This window comes from Rhizobium sp. BR 315, assembly GCF_050577975.1.
In the GTDB taxonomy this organism is placed as follows: domain Bacteria; phylum Pseudomonadota; class Alphaproteobacteria; order Rhizobiales; family Rhizobiaceae; genus Rhizobium; species Rhizobium miluonense.
In genome coordinates this window covers 1-19,545 of sequence record NZ_JARWKZ010000061.1, presented here as the reverse complement: position 1 = coordinate 19,545, position 19,545 = coordinate 1, and the positions used below count along the sequence as shown (strand labels likewise).

18 protein-coding genes are annotated in these 19,545 nt (G+C 57.1%); 7 read left to right on the top strand and 11 right to left on the bottom strand.

Annotation, left to right across the window (positions count from 1 at the left end; all coding sequences use genetic code 11):
• Positions 1–4: 4 nt before the first annotated feature.
• The 3 genes from QD409_RS31050 to QD409_RS31040 are packed head-to-tail and all read right to left on the bottom strand — an operon-like array spanning position 5 to position 1,529.
• A complete protein-coding gene (locus QD409_RS31050; RefSeq protein WP_430764579.1) occupies positions 5–304 on the bottom strand; it encodes a TrbC/VirB2 family protein in 300 nt (99 codons plus the stop codon).
• Positions 301–987, bottom strand: coding sequence for a type IV secretion system protein VirB1 (locus tag QD409_RS31045; RefSeq protein ID WP_430764593.1), 687 nt, complete (start codon positions 985–987; stop codon positions 301–303). Before QD409_RS31045 ends, QD409_RS31050 begins: the two co-directional genes overlap by 4 nt.
• A 2-nt stretch (positions 988–989) precedes the next feature.
• Positions 990–1,529, bottom strand: coding sequence for a hypothetical protein (locus QD409_RS31040; RefSeq protein ID WP_430764578.1), 540 nt, complete (start codon positions 1,527–1,529; stop codon positions 990–992).
• Between the two features lie 93 nt (positions 1,530–1,622).
• Between QD409_RS31040 and QD409_RS31035 the strand changes: the two genes are divergently transcribed.
• Positions 1,623–1,985 (top strand): transcriptional regulator, encoded by a 363-nt coding sequence (locus QD409_RS31035; RefSeq protein ID WP_430764577.1) that lies wholly within the window; start codon positions 1,623–1,625, stop codon positions 1,983–1,985.
• 149 nt (positions 1,986–2,134) lie between these two features.
• Positions 2,135–2,797, top strand: coding sequence for a hypothetical protein (locus QD409_RS31030; RefSeq protein ID WP_430764576.1), 663 nt, complete (start codon positions 2,135–2,137; stop codon positions 2,795–2,797).
• Here the strand turns inward: QD409_RS31030 and QD409_RS31025 are convergent.
• Positions 2,784–3,170, bottom strand: a complete 387-nt coding sequence (locus tag QD409_RS31025; protein ID WP_430764575.1) for a transcriptional regulator — start codon at positions 3,168–3,170, stop codon at positions 2,784–2,786. The genes QD409_RS31030 and QD409_RS31025 overlap by 14 nt on opposite strands.
• Between QD409_RS31025 and QD409_RS31020 the strand changes: the two genes are divergently transcribed.
• Positions 3,154–3,459, top strand: coding sequence for a hypothetical protein (locus QD409_RS31020; protein WP_430764574.1), 306 nt, complete (start codon positions 3,154–3,156; stop codon positions 3,457–3,459). The genes QD409_RS31025 and QD409_RS31020 overlap by 17 nt on opposite strands.
• Before the next feature lie 613 nt (positions 3,460–4,072).
• Here the strand turns inward: QD409_RS31020 and QD409_RS31015 are convergent.
• Together QD409_RS31015 and QD409_RS31010 are read right to left on the bottom strand one after the other, a co-directional pair.
• Positions 4,073–4,534: a hypothetical protein gene (locus QD409_RS31015; RefSeq protein ID WP_430764573.1), complete on the bottom strand. Its 462-nt coding sequence runs from the start codon at positions 4,532–4,534 to the stop codon at positions 4,073–4,075.
• 3 nt (positions 4,535–4,537) lie between these two features.
• A complete protein-coding gene (locus QD409_RS31010; RefSeq protein WP_430764572.1) occupies positions 4,538–4,891 on the bottom strand; it encodes a hypothetical protein in 354 nt (117 codons plus the stop codon).
• A 164-nt stretch (positions 4,892–5,055) separates the two neighbouring features.
• On the opposite strand from QD409_RS31010, the gene QD409_RS31005 reads away from it, so the two are divergent.
• Entirely contained in the window at positions 5,056–5,547 is a 492-nt protein-coding gene (locus QD409_RS31005; RefSeq protein WP_430764592.1) for a ProQ/FINO family protein, read from the top strand.
• 555 nt (positions 5,548–6,102) lie between these two features.
• Here QD409_RS31005 and repC read toward each other — a convergent pair.
• The 4 genes from repC to QD409_RS30985 all read right to left on the bottom strand — a co-directional run bounded on the left by repC (position 6,103) and on the right by QD409_RS30985 (position 11,358).
• A complete protein-coding gene (repC, locus tag QD409_RS31000; RefSeq protein WP_430764571.1) occupies positions 6,103–7,308 on the bottom strand; it encodes a plasmid replication protein RepC in 1,206 nt (401 codons plus the stop codon).
• 154 nt (positions 7,309–7,462) lie between these two features.
• On the bottom strand, positions 7,463–8,506 hold the full coding sequence (gene repB / locus QD409_RS30995) for a plasmid partitioning protein RepB (protein ID WP_430764570.1): 1,044 nt from the start codon (positions 8,504–8,506) through the stop codon (positions 7,463–7,465).
• Entirely contained in the window at positions 8,503–9,714 is a 1,212-nt protein-coding gene (gene repA / locus QD409_RS30990) for a plasmid partitioning protein RepA (protein ID WP_430764569.1), read from the bottom strand. The genes repB and repA overlap by 4 nt, the downstream gene beginning before the upstream one ends.
• A gap of 495 nt (positions 9,715–10,209) precedes the next feature.
• Positions 10,210–11,358, bottom strand: a complete 1,149-nt coding sequence (locus QD409_RS30985) for a site-specific integrase (protein WP_430764568.1) — start codon at positions 11,356–11,358, stop codon at positions 10,210–10,212.
• Between the two features lie 188 nt (positions 11,359–11,546).
• Between QD409_RS30985 and QD409_RS30980 the strand changes: the two genes are divergently transcribed.
• The 3 genes from QD409_RS30980 (at position 11,547) to QD409_RS30970 (ending at position 17,282) form a co-directional block, all read left to right on the top strand.
• On the top strand, positions 11,547–12,701 hold the full coding sequence (locus QD409_RS30980) for an RHE_PE00001 family protein (RefSeq protein WP_430764591.1): 1,155 nt from the start codon (positions 11,547–11,549) through the stop codon (positions 12,699–12,701).
• Between the two features lie 199 nt (positions 12,702–12,900).
• Positions 12,901–14,904 carry an ATP-binding protein gene (locus QD409_RS30975; protein WP_430764567.1) on the top strand — a complete coding sequence of 668 codons (2,004 nt, stop codon included), beginning with the start codon at positions 12,901–12,903 and terminating at the stop codon, positions 14,902–14,904.
• 131 nt (positions 14,905–15,035) lie between these two features.
• Positions 15,036–17,282 carry a hypothetical protein gene (locus QD409_RS30970; protein ID WP_430764566.1) on the top strand — a complete coding sequence of 749 codons (2,247 nt, stop codon included), beginning with the start codon at positions 15,036–15,038 and terminating at the stop codon, positions 17,280–17,282.
• A 13-nt stretch (positions 17,283–17,295) separates the two neighbouring features.
• Here QD409_RS30970 and QD409_RS30965 read toward each other — a convergent pair.
• Positions 17,296–19,545 (bottom strand): hypothetical protein (locus tag QD409_RS30965; protein WP_430764565.1); only part of this gene is annotated, 2,250 nt, incomplete at its 5' end.

Below are 19,545 nucleotides of genomic sequence, written 5' to 3'. Positions count from 1 at the left end.
CCCATCAGCTCCCGACGATGGTGCCGACGAGCTCTGAGGCGCCCGCGATTACACCGATGCCAATGATCCAGTAACCGGCCCGCCTCAGATCCATGTAGCCAAACATCCACGCGATCGCGATGACGATCACCGCGATCGTGGCCAATAGCCGGAAAATATTGCCGGTTAGAAGATCGACAATGTTCTGCAGGATTGTCTCGATGCCAGCGGCCTGCGCGAAGGCGGGCTCAGCCAATGTCGCAACGATGGCCATTGCCATCACGGACGAGGCTGCGATCGGGCGGAAACGGGAACTGAAAGTCATTCACTCTGCTCCATTTTATTATTCTGAAACACGATGACGGATGATCGGCGTCGGGTCTTGAAGACGTCCCATGCCGGCGCCGCGGAGATCGCGGCTGTTTTTTCCGGGGAGTTCGCCGCCACAACCTCGGCAACGGCGTCTGCGCTGGGAATTTCGTTCGGGAGGTCGTCATCCCTCCCCTCTCCCCTGTCGCCAATTGTCACTCGTGCGATGGTCGGCCCCAGCCGTTCGATTTCGCGGCGAACCTGATCGTCATATTTGACCATGGCACCGACAGATGGATCATCACGTCCGTAGTAAGATTGCAGCATGACCTGCTCGGCCCTGGTGGGGTCGGCACCCAACTTGACCGCGAGGCGATAGTAACCGTCGAGCAGCGTCGCCGTGGCCTGGAGGTTAAGGCATGAATCGAAAGCGTCGGATATCGAGAGTTTCAGCCTACGCAATTCTTCGAGTCCGATGCCGCCGAGACCAATCTGGATGTCATGGCGTTCTGCTCCCAACGATGTGGCGATTTCGATTGCCTCGGCCTTCGTCGCAGGTTGCCGCTCGAGTGGTGCGCCGCTGTTGATCCGGATGTTGAACGGAGCGAACCGACTCTCGAGGCTGACGACGCCCGCAAGGGTTTCCGATGCAACGAAGGGTGCACAGGTCTTTGCAAGATCCAGGAAGGCAACGGGCATGTTCAGAACCACACCCTCTGCTTGCCGGCCCCGTCGATCGTCACATCGATGTACCGAGGTTTATCGCGCACCAAGGGACGGGCTACGGTATACGCCATGCACTGATGGCGGCCGTTTTCCTTTTGCCAGCGCGGAGACATAACTGAGCCGTTGTTCCCACCGCGGTCGTCTCGATCCCGCCGGCAGAAACTATCGCTCACGGCCTGCGGCGATGTAGAAACGCACGTCGCGTCTCTCCCCCGTGGTCCGTAGCCACTCGATAAGCGATAGCCGAGATTGCAGTAGTATGGCTCGTAGCGGGGCCGAGAGCTCTGAAAGCCGACGCCGCTGCAGACCGGAAACGAGCGTCCTTTCGCGAGGTGACGCCAGAGTTTTCGGATCGGGGGCCGGCACTCGCCATATTGCATCGGGCCACCTGGATTGGATAAGCACAGGATAACCTGGCAACCCCATTCGTCGGCGCGAGCGCTTCGCTCCGAAATGGTATACAGTGAAGCGAACCCGAAAACTGCTATGATCGTTCGAAAGAAAAGGCCTCGCATGCCCCCTACCCTCCGGTTTCTCCAATGTCGGTTGGAATTGAGAAGCGACTCGCCTCAACCCATAGACTATGCAAATAATGGATAGTTAAACCGATGGCAAGCAATTTGAGTGACCGATGGCAAAGCCAAGCTTTATCTGTCTTCGCAGTGCGTGAAATTCTGGAAAAGCCGATCGAGGGCGAATCGGCGCAGTCCCGCATCAAACAGATCGGGATGATGAATATCCTCTACATGATGCACCAGGCGCATGAAAAGCTAACGCTATCGAATATAATAGAAATCACCGGAATGACGCGCGGCGGCGTCATTGAAACTATGGATCTTCTGGTCGAGCGAGGCATCCTGCTTGAGACGCTCGGCAAGAACTCGATGGGGCGCGGCACGGCGCGACAGTTCCAGTTTGCACCGGGAGTGTTCGAGAACCTGCGCATGGTTGTCGGAGATGGAAAGCGCTGATTTTAGCCAGCAGACAATGTGCACTATCTGATCGGAGCCCGAGGGTCTGGCAGCGCTATGGCTCCGGTGGCGCGCTTTTGTTATTGCTCAACGTCGGGCGCACTACACCTCAAGCCAGTATCACCGGGCGGTGTTCACGGAGACGAGTGGTGCTGGAGTTCGCGATGTCCGCAGAGCCGGCGAGCCGTCATTTCCGCCACCGCAAACTCATCGCTGGCATGCCCGCGATCCGCGACCTAACGCTCGAACCGTTCCAACATGGTCATGAGTTGAGCGTTCTGCAGCCGCAGTTTGCGAATAAGCTCGCTGCGCAAGAGCTTTATCTCGTCATCGAGGCTGATGGCCTGCGCGGTAACGGTGGAGGCGTTCGCAAGCTGGCGTCCGGCGGTTGCTTCCGTGGCCCTGTTCCTCTGCCGCCTTCTCGCAGCGGCCTGTGGGACTGGCAAGGACGTTGGGATTTCGGGCTCTACCGCAACATCGACAGCGTCTACCGCTTTGCCCGGCTCCCCCGCGATCGCACCGGGTCRCGGCGGCTCACTCAGGCGCGCAGCATCGCCAGGGACCGCCCCGGCAGCCGGCGGTGTTGCGTCGCCTTGTTGCTCGGCGCCAGGTGTCGGCGGGCTCCTTGCTGTTCCTTACGCCGCCTTGACGTCAAACGGGCAACGAAATTCCAAAAGGATGCCATTGTCATTGACCTCGTGTTCTACCCGCCTGCACAAAGCGAGCGCGAACCGGGCGGCCGCCGTCGTGACCTCCTCGACCTCACCGGTCACGGCTGGCCGGGTGTGCCTTCGCCCGTCAAGCGAGATTGAGCCGCTTTCGCAGATCCGCATTCTCGGCCCGCAGCTTTTCGGAAAGCTGCTTGCGCAGGCTGCGGTTTTCGTCTTCAAGCCGCAGAAGCTCCGCCATGTCGTCGATGGCATCCACCGGGGTGGTGGCTGCAGCGTCCGTCGTCTTACGCACGCGGTCGAGAGGTTTTCTTTTTGCAAGACTTGCAGCCGGGATCGTCTTCGCTTTACGGCCGCGTCTCGGCTTGCCGGCTATCGCATCGGTGCTGTCTGATGCCGCCCCCGCGACCTGAGACGGATCCCCTTGCGCGGCGACCCTCTTGGTTCGGGGCTTGCGCTGTTTCACCGGCGCAGGGGGCACTACCTCGGCGGAGGTTGCCGTGTTTGTTTCCGTCACCGTCTCGTTTTCCTCTGGCATGGGGTTCTCCTCTGTCGCCGATGCATTTTTCGGCTGCGGCATCACCGGTGTCAACATCGGCTCTGTCGAATTAACCTGCCCTCTAGGCTGGAAAACCTGGGCGGCGTCGCCGTGCTCGCCTGATGAGGAAAACGCCGCCTCGTTTGCCTGCCGAGTCACCGACTTCAAATCGAGATCTCCCCATATCGAATTCGGCTTGCGCTCTGCTTTGCGCCGCGTGTTCTTGTATTCGACGGTGAAGCTGCGGTTGGTTTTTTTCACGGAATGACACCTCGATAACTGGGGCTGCTGTACCAGCGATCCAGTGGGGATCGCAAGAGCGCGGCGAGCGTGCAATCAACACCGGGCAGCGCGCGACGCGGCGAAGCTTCCCTTGCCGCCGGCAAGCCGCAAGCGGTACGGTCCGTTCGGCGTGCGTCAGGGATGGCCGCCCGAAAAGGGGAGACCGACAACGGGCTACCGCTTTGCCGCCAGCCCTGCCCGAAGGGCGGCGCCCACGTCTTATGGGGATTCCTCCGGCGCAAGATTCGCGGAAACATGTTCGCATCCGTCCGACGTGCGTTTCGAGCTCCCGATGCTGTGATAATTGCTATGGTTATGACAACCACAGCCGAAGGAGCCACATCGTAATAGTCCCAGCGCACCGAAAGCGCGACCTCCGCTAGGCAGTCTGGCATCCACCGAGGCGTTTGGTCGTGCCGCGTTTAGAGTCAAGCCGGACGAAAGTAAGTGAACACCGCAAGAGGATTTCGTGGTCATCTCCGCCGATGTGGCGCTTGTCCAATTTGAGATGTCGCGTGGTATGGCACCGGTGAACACGATAGGCTTTTAAAATTGCACCCGAAGCCGACGTAACCGCTGCAGCTTCCGGGCAAACGGTCCTATCTTTTTTTCTGGAACAGAACCCAGATTACGAACGCCTTGCGATCCGATCGCGGCGCCGATGCAAGATCCCGGATTGCCTGCTCGCAGTTGTCGATCAGAACGAGGACTTCGGCCCGGACATACCGTACAAGCGGGTCGTAATCGGCGCGGTGACGCTCTTCCTGCAGGRCGACAAACGTATCGGCAAAGGAGACAATACTGCTCGGGAAGCCGCGGCTTGCCGTCGCTTTGCAGGAGTTTTTTGCAACGCCATGCTCGAGTGTCCGATAAACTTGCGCCCATGCGGGTTCACTGCGCGTTTCGCCCGTACCCACGAGCAGATCGGCACAATCGCACGCAAGCGCATGAAACAGCGCATAGTAGGCTGTGCTGACGCCGCGTTTCAGGTCGGACTGTTGTGGACGCTTGGGGCTGGCCTTGGCAAGCCGCCGAGCAGTGGCGATTAAATCATCCGACACGGCTTAACTTGCAATCTTCTGTTGTTCGTCGAAATGATGCCGAATATGCGGAAACCGCGTCTCTCCAAGGGCGCTCAAAGCCTTTCGCACCTCGGTCGAAAGACCGTAAGTGAGTTTCGAACTGATCGGCCTGTCCGAATAAGCATACCTCACGTCGACGAGCAGGATCGGGTCGCCATCGCTGTCTCGATCGGCCCGAATGTCGGCGCCAGAAAACCCTGCCTGGCCGAGCCGGTCACGAAGGACCTTCTCAACGGCCGACTTGGTGGAGTTCGATATGGTCTGTTCGTCGCTCATGTTTGCAATATAGAGGATTCTGTCGGGGACCGCCACTCCCGCAAAGACGAGGGCGAGCATTGCATAGCGCTCCCGCTTAGTCGCCTGACTGTTCTGTACCAAATAGAAGGATGAAGCGCAGTTGGGCCTTGAGATCGGCCACCACAATATGCATTTCTGCACAAGAACAGCTTAAACGATGTAGATCCCAGCCTTGCAGGGAAGAAAATAGGGGGTTGGTACATATGACAAAACGTTGGACAGTCAGCCGCGGCCCGATCGTAGCTTCGGAGATCGCCATCCAGAAAGCAGACGCCGTAAACGCTTTGCTTGTCCGTCCGGTTGGGATCCTGCCGGCGAGGTCAGGCGATACTATCCGACCCTTTGCTATTGGACTTTTTGAGGAAATTCGCCCGCTCTTGAAACCTGGTGTTGGCATGACGACGTTGCGCCGCGCGGTTGCTGCCTTTGCCCACTCCAAGCGATATTATTTCGCGAGTGCCCAGCCCGACTCCCATCGCCATGATTTGGACGGTAGGCCGCTAGAAGCCCTGAGCGAGGATGATCGCATGACGGCGCAAAGCCGCTTTCTAGGGCTGAAGCAAAAGGCAATGGGCGGTGAGAGAAACTCAGCGCCCTCCTCTTCCTCGACGCCAGGCGCAAAAAAATCCGAGCAGAACCATGCGAGCCTTCTCGGCYGCAGAAAAATACAGCACACGTCATCCACCGCGTCTTGAGCCGAAGTCGACCGCCACCCCGATCGCGTCTCAAACGATAGCCCCTCGAGCGCGACGCAACCCACGAAGTACGCAGCACCCGGGGACGAAGACCCTCTCAAGGCTATGGACGCGTTTTCGACCCGCTGCTGAACTCGAAGGGTCTGGAGGCGACGTTGACCGTTGGCCAACATCGGTGAAAACCGAGTAATTTCAGTAGTTTCATGCGGTTAGTCACGACTAACAACCAATAAACCCCCGTCAGCGACGCCTGTTGAGCAATTCCAGCGAACCACAGCAAGGAACCTGTCTTCCACGTGATACTCTGAGAACTGAAAGTCGGACCGCTTCGGACCGTGCTAGCGCTAGAATTTACCCAAGCTTCACACCGCACTTTTACAGCCGGCACTAACTTTCCCTCCTCCGCGCTCCAATATCGCGGTGCCTGCATTGCAGTAGAACGAACTTTGCTGCCAAACCGCGAAATTCGTAAGGTTGGACGACGGAAACGCCAAGCAATCCAGAAACATCCGCTATTTCAGTAGTTTAGAGCAGTTAGTCGCACCTAACGGCGATTTACACTGCTTTAGGGAGCTCGCCAGCATTCTTGCGGAGTAGCGCCATGATGACCGGGCCAAGAGAAAACTCACCTCGCTCGGTTCGCCGCGTGAGATCCCTCAGATAGCCACCTGGGGAGTTGATCATATTTGCACGCTCAAGAATGCAGCCGACCGCCACTGCGGCATTCTCAGCCCCCATGACCTCGCAAGCATCCTGGTAGCCAGACGGGCTGATCCCCAGCATCGACCTCACCACGACAGCGGCCGACATGAGGTCGCGCCAGCTTCCGACCGCCCCGCCCGGCCCATAGTCAGCCAACTGCTTACATGCCTTCAGCACGATACCAAGCGGAAAAGCCTTCAGCGGCTCGACCTTTGGCCTGCTTGGCTTCGCGCCCAGCTCTTTTCCAGAGCTAGGTTCAAGTTCATTGAAGGATTCGGTATTTGAATTCTGTATGTGCTGCCCAAATTGAGCGTCATTGGTGCTATTAAACTGCGAATTCTGCTGGTCATCCAATCGATTAATAATCTCGTCGCGAAGAAGCTCCATCTCGTCCAGAGCCGCCGCTACGTCTTCCATGGTCGGGGAGCGCGGGATGCGAGAAACGAGCTCGGCATAGATTGCTTCAATGGCTGCCCAGTCGCCTTGGGCGCCTTCCTCCATTGCTGCGGAAATCAACTTGCGAACGTCACGACGGCAGATCGTCAGGTTCTCCTTGGCTTTTCTGAACGCAAATCGCGCCGCAACGACTTTCTGCGCAATGAGAGCCAATTCTTCGGATCGGGCGAGCAATGGTGAGAGATCGAAGCCAAAAGCATTTTCGATTTCACCAGCATTATTTTTGCGCGCGAAGCGTTTCCCGTTGGCACTGTCCTTCCGAACGATTAGCCCGGATTCCACCAGCAATGCGAGATGACGGCGAAGTGTTGCTCCGGCCATTCCGTGGGCGCGCAGGATCAGTTGTGCGTTCGACGGGAACACCACCAACTGTGCCTCCTGGCGCAACTCGTTTTCTGGATAGAAACTTAGCAGTGCGTCGAGCACAGCGAGGCTGGTCGACTGCAGGCCGAGTGTTTCCCTGGCCTCTGAGGCGTCCCGGAAGACCTTCCACTTTTCGACCGATTTTCCTGCCTTGATCTCTCTTGTAGCGACCTGTCGCTTCACGAGAGCAAGCGTCATCGACCGCCGCCCGAAGGGCGTCGTCACACTTCCTGTCTGCATCGTCTTTCACCTTTCAGAAGGCAAAAGAAATCGGCTCACCAAATCGGTGCCAAGACTCTTGACGAATATGCGTGGAAGTGCGATTCTCAGGTTGCTTAGATCTGAAAGAGGTTTCCACGACGGCGACGTTTTGGGGGCCTTTTTCTTTTTCCGCTTAATCTCCGTTGTTCAACTGGTCTTGACTGCTGTTCTTGGAGCGATGCTCCTCGAAGAGCGCTGGTAAACGCTCCAGGACGAAGGCGGCGAAATCGGGCATCTCGCGCCGATCGATTGACAGGTCCAACTTGGTTTTGCTCTTCGTCACCTGCGCCAGACGGAGCCCCGTGGGCGTTGTCAGGAGATCCGGTAGTCCGCGCTTCGTCGGCGCAGGTTTGAGGCTGGCGACGAGCGACTTGAACCGGTCGGGCGAGGGCAGGGCTTCCGCCTCGGCCGATCGCAAGAAAGTGGAAGCCTGTTCAAGGTCACTCTCGCGGGTGAGAAGCTCGGCGAGAGCCACCCAACTTTTCAAGCCAATCCCGGGTGCCGGGCCGATCGCGTCGACGATATCCGTGGGGATGCGCGTCACCACGGACAACATGTTCGAGAGGTCGCTTTTGTAGACTGACAAAGCTGCCATCACGACATCTCGTGAAAATTGCTCGGTAAGCCGGGAGGCAAACCGCGCCTTTTCGATGAATGTCAGGTCCTGGCGTTCATTATTCTCCTGACCTTGGGCAATTACGAGCTGCTCGTCGGTCAGGTCCCTGACAACTGCCCTGACGGGCCGGTTGAGTTCCGAGACTGCACGCAAACGACGGTGACCAAATGCGACTTGATAACGCCCTGGCGCCTCGGGGTGAGGGCGCACCAGAATAGGGATCTGCTGGCCTTGTTCGCGGATCGCTTCAACAAGACCGGCAATATCACCGGGCATGCGGTCCTGTACGAAAGATGGATCGATCGTACCTGTATCGAGCTCGATGATGGTCTGGCCTTCAGCCAAGCGTTTTTCGATTTCTTCGGCGCGCTCGAACCTCGCCTTACCTTCGGCAAAAGCGCTGCCAACCTGGCTGGTGAGACGCGAGGATGCCGCTGTTGTCCCCTCCGCTGGCTGGGAGCCTAGGAGCGGAAGAATGCTCCGGCTCTTGAGCGGTCTTTCAACCGGGGTAGCTGCGGCAGCGGTTGGCTTAGGGGTACGGAGTATGTCCTTCCTGCTCATGATTTTCTTCCCCATGCTTTCTTGATCAGCGACTCGATCTCATCGTTGACATTGTTCATTGCCTCGAGCGCGCGATCGTAAGTGGCCCGGGTGAACTGGCCTCTCTCCACCTCGAAAAGGGTCTGGTTCGTGAGACCGGCATCGGAAACGGCCGTCGTCTTCAGCATCGGGAAGTTTAGAACATTCTCTCCGAAAATTGCCCTGAGATACCCGACCATCTGGTTCTGTGGCCCATCACTCGGCTCGAACCGCGTCACGAGATAGCGCATCCAGTTATAGTCGAAGCGCGCACCGTGCGATGAGATTTCCCGAAGCAGATCCGATGTCATCGACAAGAACTGGTTCATCGACATAACGTCGAGCATCTGCGGATGCACTGTGATCAGAACGGAGGTAGCTGCGGTCAGGGCGGAGAGGGTCAGGTAGCCCAATTGCGGCGGGCAGTCTATCACCACGACATCGTAATTGGGTGCGATCTGATCAAGGACTTCGCTGATCCGGTGAAAGAACATGGTATCGCCGATCTTTCGCTTCATCAGCGCCCGCGGCGTGTCGTGTTCGAACTCCATAAGTTCGAGGTTGCCGGGGATCAGATGAAGGTCAGGAATGTAGGTCGCGCGAACAATTTCGGCCATTGGGCGAGCGTCGTCGTATCGAATCGCACCATAAAGCGTCTCGTTTACACCGACATCGGTTTCTGGCTGGTTGCCAAAGAGTGTGGACAGGCTCGCCTGTGGGTCAAGATCGATAGCGAGCACCCGGTAGCCCCGTAGCGCCAGATATTGGGCCAGATGCGCGGCCGTCGTGGTTTTGCCGGACCCGCCCTTAAAATTCATGACCGAGATAACCTGCAACGCTTCACCGTCGCGGCGATGTGGAAGATAGCGGCGATTGCCACGGCCCACCTGGTCGAGATGCTTGCGGATCCTGTGCATGTCCTCGACGGAATATGACCGGCGGCCGGTCGGACTGGTGCTAACCTGCAGATCCTCTAGCTCGTTTGCTAGCTGACGGAGATATACTTCTTTCACGCCGACCAGCTTCGCTGCCTCCGCCGGCTGAAACGTGCGGATACCTTTCTCCGCCGTGGGGGGAAAGGTCGCGAGTTGATGCTCTTGCAGTTGCGCCGACAAGGAACGAGAATGGCGCTCGATCAAGCCCATCAAATCTTCGTCTTTTGGCGGTAATTTTGCAGCGAYTTTGGGCATCCCCGGACCTGATTTCTTGAAATAGCGCTTCTGAGCGGAAATTCCTAATCACTCCGCTGCTTGCAATAAGCATCGATTCTACCAGGCTGGCAAGCTATTTAGGGTTAACAAAGCCTTAATGAGCACGGCCGCTCAGGCCAAGAGATCTCAACATTCTTACGCAACAACAAACAGTTATAGGCACCGTAACTCGGGATCCGGGTTTCAGCCGTACACTGGAATCTTTGAAACAAAAGGCGGAGGGGACCCTTTTGTGCGGTGGCCACGACCCATCTGGCAACTCAGATTAGCATTCCGGCGTGCCGATGATGAGAATCATCACCGCCGGCCAAGGCAGAAAAGCCGCTGCCATACGATGCAGCCCGCCGCATGGCTACGCGAGTTTTGCACGGCTGGACAAGCGACCTGGGCCGGTCGTTCTTCGATGGAGGATGGGAGGGACCGGGAATGTCAAATAGCAACTATCCGTGATTTATGACAATCCTCCTCCCGCAGTCAAAGCATACGGGCAGCCCGCCCGCTCCGCCGCGTAGCGTCGTTGTAGTAACTGGATGCCTGTTGGACAGATCGATGGCGTGATTGCTCCATTGCCTCGGGGAGGGGGATGCCTCGATTGGCGGCCTCCGTCAGATATCCAGATCGCAGCCCATGCGCCGAAAACTCCCCCGGCTCCAGTCCCGCCATTGCCGCCCGCTGCTTGACGATCGCATTGACCGCACTCGGCTCGAGGGCACGCTTGGAAACATTGCCCCAACGATCGACCTTCCGAAAAATACTCCCGCTCTCGATTCTTCCAGCCGCAAGCCAAGCGTTGAGCGCATCGACGGGGCGCCCTGTCAGATAAACGACCTCATCGTGCTCGGAGCCGGACGTTTTGGTGCGACCCAGATGGATGGCGAGAGAGGGCAGGGGAGGGCCGCCCTCGACGGGGATGGGCGGTTCGACCGAGAGCTGCTCTCTGCGCAACCCGGCAATCTCACTGCGACGGCGTCCACCTGAGGCGAAGGCCACCATCAGGATGGCCCGGTCACGGATATCGCGCAGGCTGTCGGTGCTGCAGGTCGCGAGCAGCTTGGCCAGAACGTCGCCGGTGACTGCTTTGGCGCTCTTGCGTTTCCTTTGCCGCGGCGTCGCCCGCACCGCAAGGCGTATCGCGGACTTCAGCGAAGGGGACGAGAAGACGCGCGTCAGCCCGCGCCATTTCGTTAGTGTCGACCAGCTGGCAAGCCGCCGGCGCACCGTGTCGGGCGCATGCGGCCCGGAAGATCGAAGCAAGCGTTGCTCGCGCAGGCTCTGCTCGACAGCAGCCGGCATGCCGTGGAGAGGGTCGACGTCGCGCTGGTCGGGTTGCCAGAGATGGTGGGCGACGAATTTCAGCAGCAGTGCCTCAGGCGCGGGCCAGGGGAGGGAGGCGCCAGTGGCGGCGAGCGACCAGGCTTGCAGATAGGCAAGGTCGGAGGTCAGGGCCCGAAGCGTGTTGGCGCCCATGCCCTCGTTGACCAGATGGCGCAGCGTTTCGATGTCCTGGTCGGTCAACAGTTCGGCCAGTTCGTCGCGGCGGTCGATCGGCAGTACGCTGGCGATGGTGTCGAGTTCGTCGGCGCGGCGATCGACGTCAGATTTGGAACGGGAAGGCTTGGCCACGAAAACGCTCCGGATTGACGGTTCTGACGGCGCGACACCGTGCATCGCAACGGTTTTCGCTGATTTGCGACTCGAAATCAATCACCTACGATAAGAGATACTTATCGGAAGTGATAGCCACAACTAGCTGCCATACGCAGTGAGGAACTGTAACTTTCAAATAGAGTTTCTTTAACAAATCATTTATCATAAATTCAATGGCTTACGATATCGCGAAAATCAGCATGACAGCCCTGATGGAGCCGGCGTTTCGCGCTGGTATCGAATTGGCGCGTCTCGACGAGCGCGTCGCCCGCTCACCGGTCGGCGATGGCTGGATCGAGCGCACCCACTTTGCCGACGCCTGCGCCTCGCTGTGGATCGACGGCGAACTCGTCCACGTGGAAGACCTCGTCCTCCACGACGCCACAAAAGATATTCGCACACCCACCCATGAGCTGACAATCGCCCACGACGTCCTGCGGACCCGCCGGCGCATTTCTGGCCAGTCGGCCAGCTGGGCACTGTCTGCCGACGGCGTTCGTACGCTGCGAAGAACCTCGGAGGTCACAGCGGCCGATGCTGATGAGGCGGCGCCGGCCGGTGTCATGAGGCGCGCKGGTGCCGTCGATCCGGAAGGGGAAGGGGAGGGGGAGGATGTCGACGAGGTCGAAAATATCCCGGGTGTCGACTATGCCGCCATCGATGCGGTGATATCCCGATCAAACGCCGTCATCGAAAGCGCCACCCGGCCCGGACGCGCCGCGGGCAGCCTTGCTGCCGAAAAAGATCCGATGAWCTACGATCTTGAYTGGGACGAGGACGCCCGGCTGGAGGAATGGCGTTCTGTCTTGCGGCAAGCCGAAAACCTGCCGGCGGTGCTGCAGGCGATCGTCTCCCTCGATGCCTGGAACGAGTTGTCCGTGCTGCAGCACGCGCCCTGGCTCGGCCGACTGCTGGCCGCATCGATCCTACGGCAGGCCGGCATCACCACCGGCGCTCATCTCGCCGCCATCAATCTTGGCCTCAAAACCATTCCGGTCGATCGGCGTCGGCATCGCGACCGKGAAACTCGGCTGCTCGCCATCGCCGGCGGCCTGATCGCGGCTGCCGAGATCGGCATGAAAGAGCATGACCGACTGGCGCTGGCGCGAAAAATGTTCGAGCGGAAGCTCGAGGGACGGCGAACATCTTCGAAGCTGCCTGAGCTAGTCGAACTCGTCATGGCCAAACCACTGGTGTCCGCAAAAATCGTGGCGAAGACGCTGGAGGTCACGCCGCAGGCGGCGCGGCGGATCGTCTTGGAACTCGGCCTCAGGGAGATGACGGGGAGGGGGAGGTTTCGGGCATGGGGAATTATATAGAGCCACGCCACAGCGCATCGTGGGTTTCGCTTAAGCCAGCAGATTGCGCTGGCGCAAACTAACATTACGGTTCTACAACCGTGCGGAGCGAAACATCGTGCCAATTGCTATGAGATCACCGCAGTTCGGCATGAATAACCAATTCTCAGGCTAGGTCTGTAAATGATCGCGAGAAGGAGCAGCGAAAGCTGGATAGCAGATGAAGTTCGATGTTCTCGGCCGCATAAACAACATGAGGCTTCCCGACGGAAAGACAGCCCTGCTCTATTCGGTTTATGAAGCCGTAAGCAATTCCATTCATGCCATCAACGATCGATTTGGTGAAGAAAAAGCCGCGACACGGGGCCGGGTGAGCGTCGACATCACTTTAGATGCCGATGGTGATGTCTCACAAATCGCGATCAGCGATAACGGAATCGGGTTCACAGAAGACAACCTGGAATCTTTTGAAACGAGCGATAGTCGCTTCAAGTACAAGCGCGGGGGCAAGGGCGTCGGGCGCTTTATCTGGATCAAAATGTTTCAGACAATCCGGGTTGAGAGCGTCGTAAAGAACGGTCGCGCGAAAGAGCGTATCAGTTTCCGTTTTGCGCCGGAAAAGCCGAACTCAATTGCCTATAAGCGTACGTCACCAGCGCCTGACTCCGACTTGGGTTCAACCATAACCCTGTCAAAACTTCGACGAGAACAGCGCGGCAAGGTTCGGCCCAGCTCCTATTTGAAAGATCTCGCACTTCATTTTTTCCCGCAATTCATCTCGAAAACGTTGCCGCAAATTACCATCAATTATGATGGGGAAACATCAAGCCTCAATGAATATATTGCCGGTAAGGTTGATGAGCCTACTACCGAAATCGTTAACTTCGATTTTGGTGAAGGTCCGTCAGAGATAACGATCAGCCATCTTTTCGTCGATAACTCGATCTCCACTAACCTGCGAAACAGCTATCTTTTAACCGCACACGGCCGTCTCGTCGGCGATCCAGTATCGATCGAGCGAAAGTATGCACTAAAGGAACTACCTGACGGAAAATCGTATGTGGCGGTAGTCAGCGGTGACTTCCTCGATGAACGCGTAGATCAGGAGCGATTGGGGTTCAAATTCACAAACCATCAGGGCGAAGTTCTTGAAGATATTGTCCTGGCGGCCGCTGAACGGTTCCTAATTGATCACATCAAAAAATTGCGATCACGCCAGAAGGTCACCGTAGAGAGTCTTGTTTTCGAGCATCCGCAGCTTGCGACCCAGTTCGAGAATATCGACGAATATGTAAACAGCCTCGGCCCGGGCATGGATGAGGAGCAGATCGCCCAAAACCTCTTCGTTCTCCTGTTTCGAGACGAACGTGATCTTCGCAAGAAGATCGATGAACTTGATAGTCTCGAATCTTTAGACGAGGAGGCAAAATCCCAAGCACGCGAAACTTTAGCCGACATCCAGAACCAGGAACGCGCGCGTCTGGCCGAACTTGTGGTGAAGAGGCACCAGCTCCTGCAGATGGCCAATGTAATGCTGAAATTCAAAGACGAGGAAGCTCGCTCATACCACTACGAGAAGGTAGTCCACGATATCATCTGCCCTATGGGCGAAATGTACAGATCAGGAGATCATACACGTCACAATCTCTGGATGATCGATGACGCGCTTGGCAGCTATCAGTTCTTCGCCTCAGACAAGTCGATAAAATCTCTTGCCGATGGGGCGGGCTCGCGGAAAGAGCCTGACCTGATCTTTTTCAATCCCCTCGGTTTCAGACGCGAGGGATTGGCTGAACCCGTCGTCATCATCGAATTCAAGAGACCGGGAGACGACAAGCCGAGCCAGGATCCGGTGCGCCAGGTGCTTGGATATATCGAGCAATTGCGAGGATCACGCGTTACTGATGTCGATGGAGGCATCATCTCTGACATTTCAAGGGACACGCCCTTCGAATGCATCATAGTTTGCGAACTTACACCCGCGACACGGGAATTGTTCGAGTCGTCACTGGCCCAAAGTCCCACCCCCGACGGGCAGGGCTATTTTGGTTGGTCGAAACCACACAACGCTCACTTGCGGGTTATGACATTTGCGAAGATGCTGCGCGATGCCGAGCTTCGAAACCAGGTGTTTTTCGATCAGCTGAAGTTGGGCAGTCCCTCGGTGGCTGCAAAGAAAAGAGCTGCGCGGTTACGCGAACGGCGACGAGTGGCTGACGCCTGATCGGATTAAAACCTTTGGGGAACAATGCTCATCTCGACGAAGGAATTCATCTTGCAGTTCCAAACGTGCGTTAATAGTTTCGCGTATCCTCTGAGGTAAAGGTCGGATGAGGTTGAGGTCGGAAAAACCGGATGACACCTGACGAGGCTTTCGACGGTCCGACTCATGCAGTAGGCGGCGCCCATATTCGCGTTGTCGACGCTCAGTCTGCCAAAGCCATCTCGATGAGACATCGTCGCGATCGCGCCCTGGAAGCCATGTCTTATCCTCAGTTGATGGATCGGCTACGGACGCTCCTGGAAACCTACTACCCACCTCATTTGATCGCTGTTTTGGCGGGATGGGGCCTGCGCACGGCCGTCGGTCCGCGAGGGGTTGGTGATCGGGCCATGATCGAGGGCATGTTTCAACACCATGTAGAGCTTCTACAAGCGGTTGCTTTATCCCTGCCGAGTGAGGAATGGGGAAGTGAACCGGCACCGCCGCCCGCGATTCAGGAGACGATCGATCTCGCGCTGGCGCTTCCTGACGCATTTGTCGCCACGCGCATGAAAGATGGAGAGGCGAAACCCGATGAGACGGCTGCCACCGTGCGGTCGCTTCAGGAACGGCTGCGGATGCACACGCAGATGGTACGCAACTGGGGCAGCTACCGATCCATGCTGGACCTATTGCGTAAGCAATATGCGCCGCTCGATACCCTCCTTCGCAAGCGCAATGGCTTTGGCGCGCTTGATGTCATATCGGTCATCGAAGAAGCGGTCAGCAGCGTTGAATCTCAAGTCAACGATCGGTTTCAGCTGTTGAAGGACATATTCAAGGCCGCCACGATCCCTGACCTGGTCCGAGATTTTTTCAACCGATATCCCGGTGTGACGGGTGATCCGGACGCGTATCTGTCCGTGCTCCACGCCGACGAAAAGCTTGAGTCAGTTCGCGCGCGTTTGCTCGCGCATGCGGACCGATGGCTCGTGGTCAGCGCTATTGCGCCGGTCGAAAAGATCGCGAGGACCTGCGGCGTCTCGGAAGAGACAACGCGTACGATTCTGGATCTGATCAGCATGACCGCCGGCGCCCTTTCGGAAGAGAACCCAGATCATTTCTTCCTTTCCAACCCCATTTGGACCAAGCCGGGGCTAAAAACCGGCGATGACTACTTCTTTGCCTTTCCACACACTGCCGTCAGTTTTCTCAGCCAAATTCTTTCGTCACTGTTTGCAGACGCCGATCTAAAAGGCCACCTGCAAAAGCGACGGGCGACGTTTCTGGAGGAAGAAACGCTCGGTATTGTCACGCAGGCCTTGCCCGGCGCTTCTATCACGCCGGAAGCGAAGTGGTCCTGGCAGGGCAAGGGCTATGAGACCGACGTGCTCGTGGTGCTAGATCGAACTGTAGTCATCATAGAGTGCAAGTCGGCGTCCCTTTCGCCACAAGGTTTGAGGGGAGCCCCTGACCGCGTCCGGCGGCATGTTGGCGATCTCGTTGTCGAACCAGCCGTTCAATCGGCGAGATTGGCATCGATTATCACACTCGGTCAGAAAGGAGATGACGCAGCGTTGAAGGTTACGCGACTGCTCGGTATCGAACCCTCTGAAATCAACGCCACTATCAGGATTTCTGTTACGCTGGACGATTTGACGGTATTGTCGTCTGCCGAGGTAGAATTGAAAGCCGCGGGTTGGATCCCAGATGGGCTGGAGTTGCCAACGACGCTCAACATCGCCGATCTGGCCTGCGTTGCCGACGTTTTGGACCGGCCGTCGCTCTTCCTTGACTATTTCGACCGCCGATCGCGACTGCAGAAAACTGCGGATGTAATCGGATTCGAATTGGATCTCCTCGGGCTATACCTGGCGACAAATTTCGACCTGGGGGAAACAGATGGTCATCTCTTGGTTATCCCGGAGATGTCCAACGCGATTGATCGCCATTATCAGAACCGGGAGATCGGGCATCCGTCCGACAAGCCTGCACCACTCCTCCATCCATTCATTCGTGGAGTGCTGCTGGGCTTGGAAGAACGCCGGCCGCGCGGCTGGACGACAATGGCAATGGATCTGCTGAGTGTCGGAGAGTTGCAGAGCCAGACCGAATGCGCTGACGCTTTTGAGGCCTTGCGGCTCGATGTACTAGCAGGTTCGATTTCTGATCGGGTGAACGGGTTTTTCATAACGCCAGATCTGCGGGACGACGTGGTTATTGTGTTTCACGCTTTTGCTCGCGCCGAACGGAATGCCGGAAAAGAACAGGTCTTCTTGCTTGCAGAACACGCTCTGACAGAGTCAGGTCGTTCAAGGTGCCTGTTTGTCAGCCGGATGGTCGAAACCTGGGATGTGACACCGTACGACGCCATCGGCGTAATCCGGTCGAGGGTTTGATCTTGAGCCGTGGTCAGCTTGTCGCCTCGCGCGGATTACCTTTGCGAAGGGCCGCCCAATCCATATCGCCATCAGGAAGGTCTGATTGAGATCGGACTAACAGGTCCGTTTTTAGAATCCCTAGCTCCTTGATGGGTTCCGCCTGACCGATCAGGTGGGGACACAGCAGGTATTGCTTCGTGACGCCAAATAACTTTAGAAAACCATTGAGGTTGGCACCTGTCGTCGGCTCGATGAACATGGACCGATTTGCCATTACCACCCAATCTTTTGTCTGAAGCTCCTCAAGTTCGGGATCTCTCGACGAGAAGATTGCATAGTAATGGTGTGGCGCTTCATTCGGGATCTCCCGCACGATCGAAACACGGATATCGCCTCTGGTATCAAGGTAGCCGACTCGTTTTTTCCAACGCTCGAAAATCTTCCGTGCAGCATCTTCGTTTTCAAAAAGCACAAAGATCGCAGGAATTTTGCCGACAAAACCGAAGCCAAGGCCACGCCAACGAGCTCTATTCCAAGCATGAACATCAATCACGGAAAGGGAAGTCATCGATCGATGATCGCGAACTTCGTAAGGCAGCGGCCTTTTCGTCTTCCGTTTCGAATCTGCTGAAAGCGGTCGGATATCGAGTTTGGGCAACGGGTATTTGAGTTCGTAATGCAGGTCCCCGCTCTTTTTCCACCGAGACAACCTGGTGGTCTGCTCGCGCCACAGTCTCAGAAAGCTGGTCGGCGCGATCTGAATCAAGGCGATCCGCTGTTGGACTGCTTCCCCGTCGATCAGCGTGCGCAGAACCTTTCCGAAGTCATCCATGCTGCTCGTGAAACCGAGAACCTGCATCGCAACCATGAAAAGGGTCTTTTGAATAAGGCCTTGTTTCGGAAAGTCAGTCGGTTCAAGCGTAGCGGGCCACCTCAGTACGCCAGCGACGTCCAACTCCGATATGTCGAAGCTTGGCTCGAGGAGCTCGTCTGTTTCCTCGAACGCTATTTCGAACTCCGCGACGTGAGGCGCAATTTTCTGTTCGGGAATTGTTGCAAAAGTCGCTTCGAGCGCGCCCAAGACCATTTCCGCCAACACTACCTGACGGTCGCTACCATCGGTGATGGCCTTGATCCGCATACCGAGTAGATATGTTTCGAAGATTTCCCCCAATTCGCTGTTCGCCACCAGCGGCCGGCGGTGGTCAGCCACCGGTTGGGACGCGAGGAAGGAGAAAAACTTCAAAGCGTCCTCATCGCTCTCCGAATCCGGCAGGCTTTTCTYGTCACGCAACGTATGGGCGTACCCCATCGCATAGAGGAGCCCCATCCTTGAAGTCCACAATCCAAGGCGATGAAGAATGTCTGGGGTCTCCGACAGCTGGCCGAGCTCTTCAACGCCAAGATTCAGTATGACGCTTCCCATTGCAGCATCCAACTCCGTTAGATCATCGGCGACCCGTTTTTGCGACTCCTCGCTGAGCGGAAGGTGTCCACCTGCGCCGTTCAGCAGCTGGATCGCAGCCATGAAGTCGGGAAGGTGCGTGAGTTCCAAGGCGGTCCATGCCAGTAACTTCAGCACCGGAATGAGTTCAATCTGAAACTCGCCTTCCTCCTCGGCTTTGATCGAGATTGTGGTAAGTGCATAGATGCAGGTTGCGCGGCACGCCCATAACAGCCCCGCGCTTCGATAGGCCAGGGCAAGGAGAATAAGGGCATCGACCAGATCGGTGGCGTGTTCTTTTTTCGACAAGCCCAAAACGACACGGCCGAGGATCCGGATGAGATCGAAGGAATGGGTAAGTTCGAGCTTTCGTGCACGCCGCAGAAGAACCAGCGCCCCGTCTGCCTCACCGCTGCGTTCGGCGACAAACTCCGACAGCCTCTCGACAAGCTCGGTATAGGCAGGGTCGCTGCCGGCCGCGCTCGCTGCGGCCTCGATATAGCTCACGAGGCGCTTCGCATCGAATTCGCCCAGTCCCTTCGCCTTTTCAAGGACTTTTCCGAATTCAGTCCAAATCTCGCTGAGAATGTTGCGTTTGCCGTCCGCAAACGCGCGGTTTACGCGGGTCACGAGTAAGAAGGTTTGGGCTTCCAACTGATTGTTTGGCCGGTGCCCGTCCGCGGCCATCTTGCGAAGTCGAACTTCAAGCCTTTCGGTCCGTTCGACAAGCTTCAGCTGGTCGGCCGGCATCCACTTGTGGATCGCCGCGTTGAACAAAATCTGATTAAGATTGCAAAGAAGGGCAACCATCTGGSCGTGATTGCTATCTCCCAATAG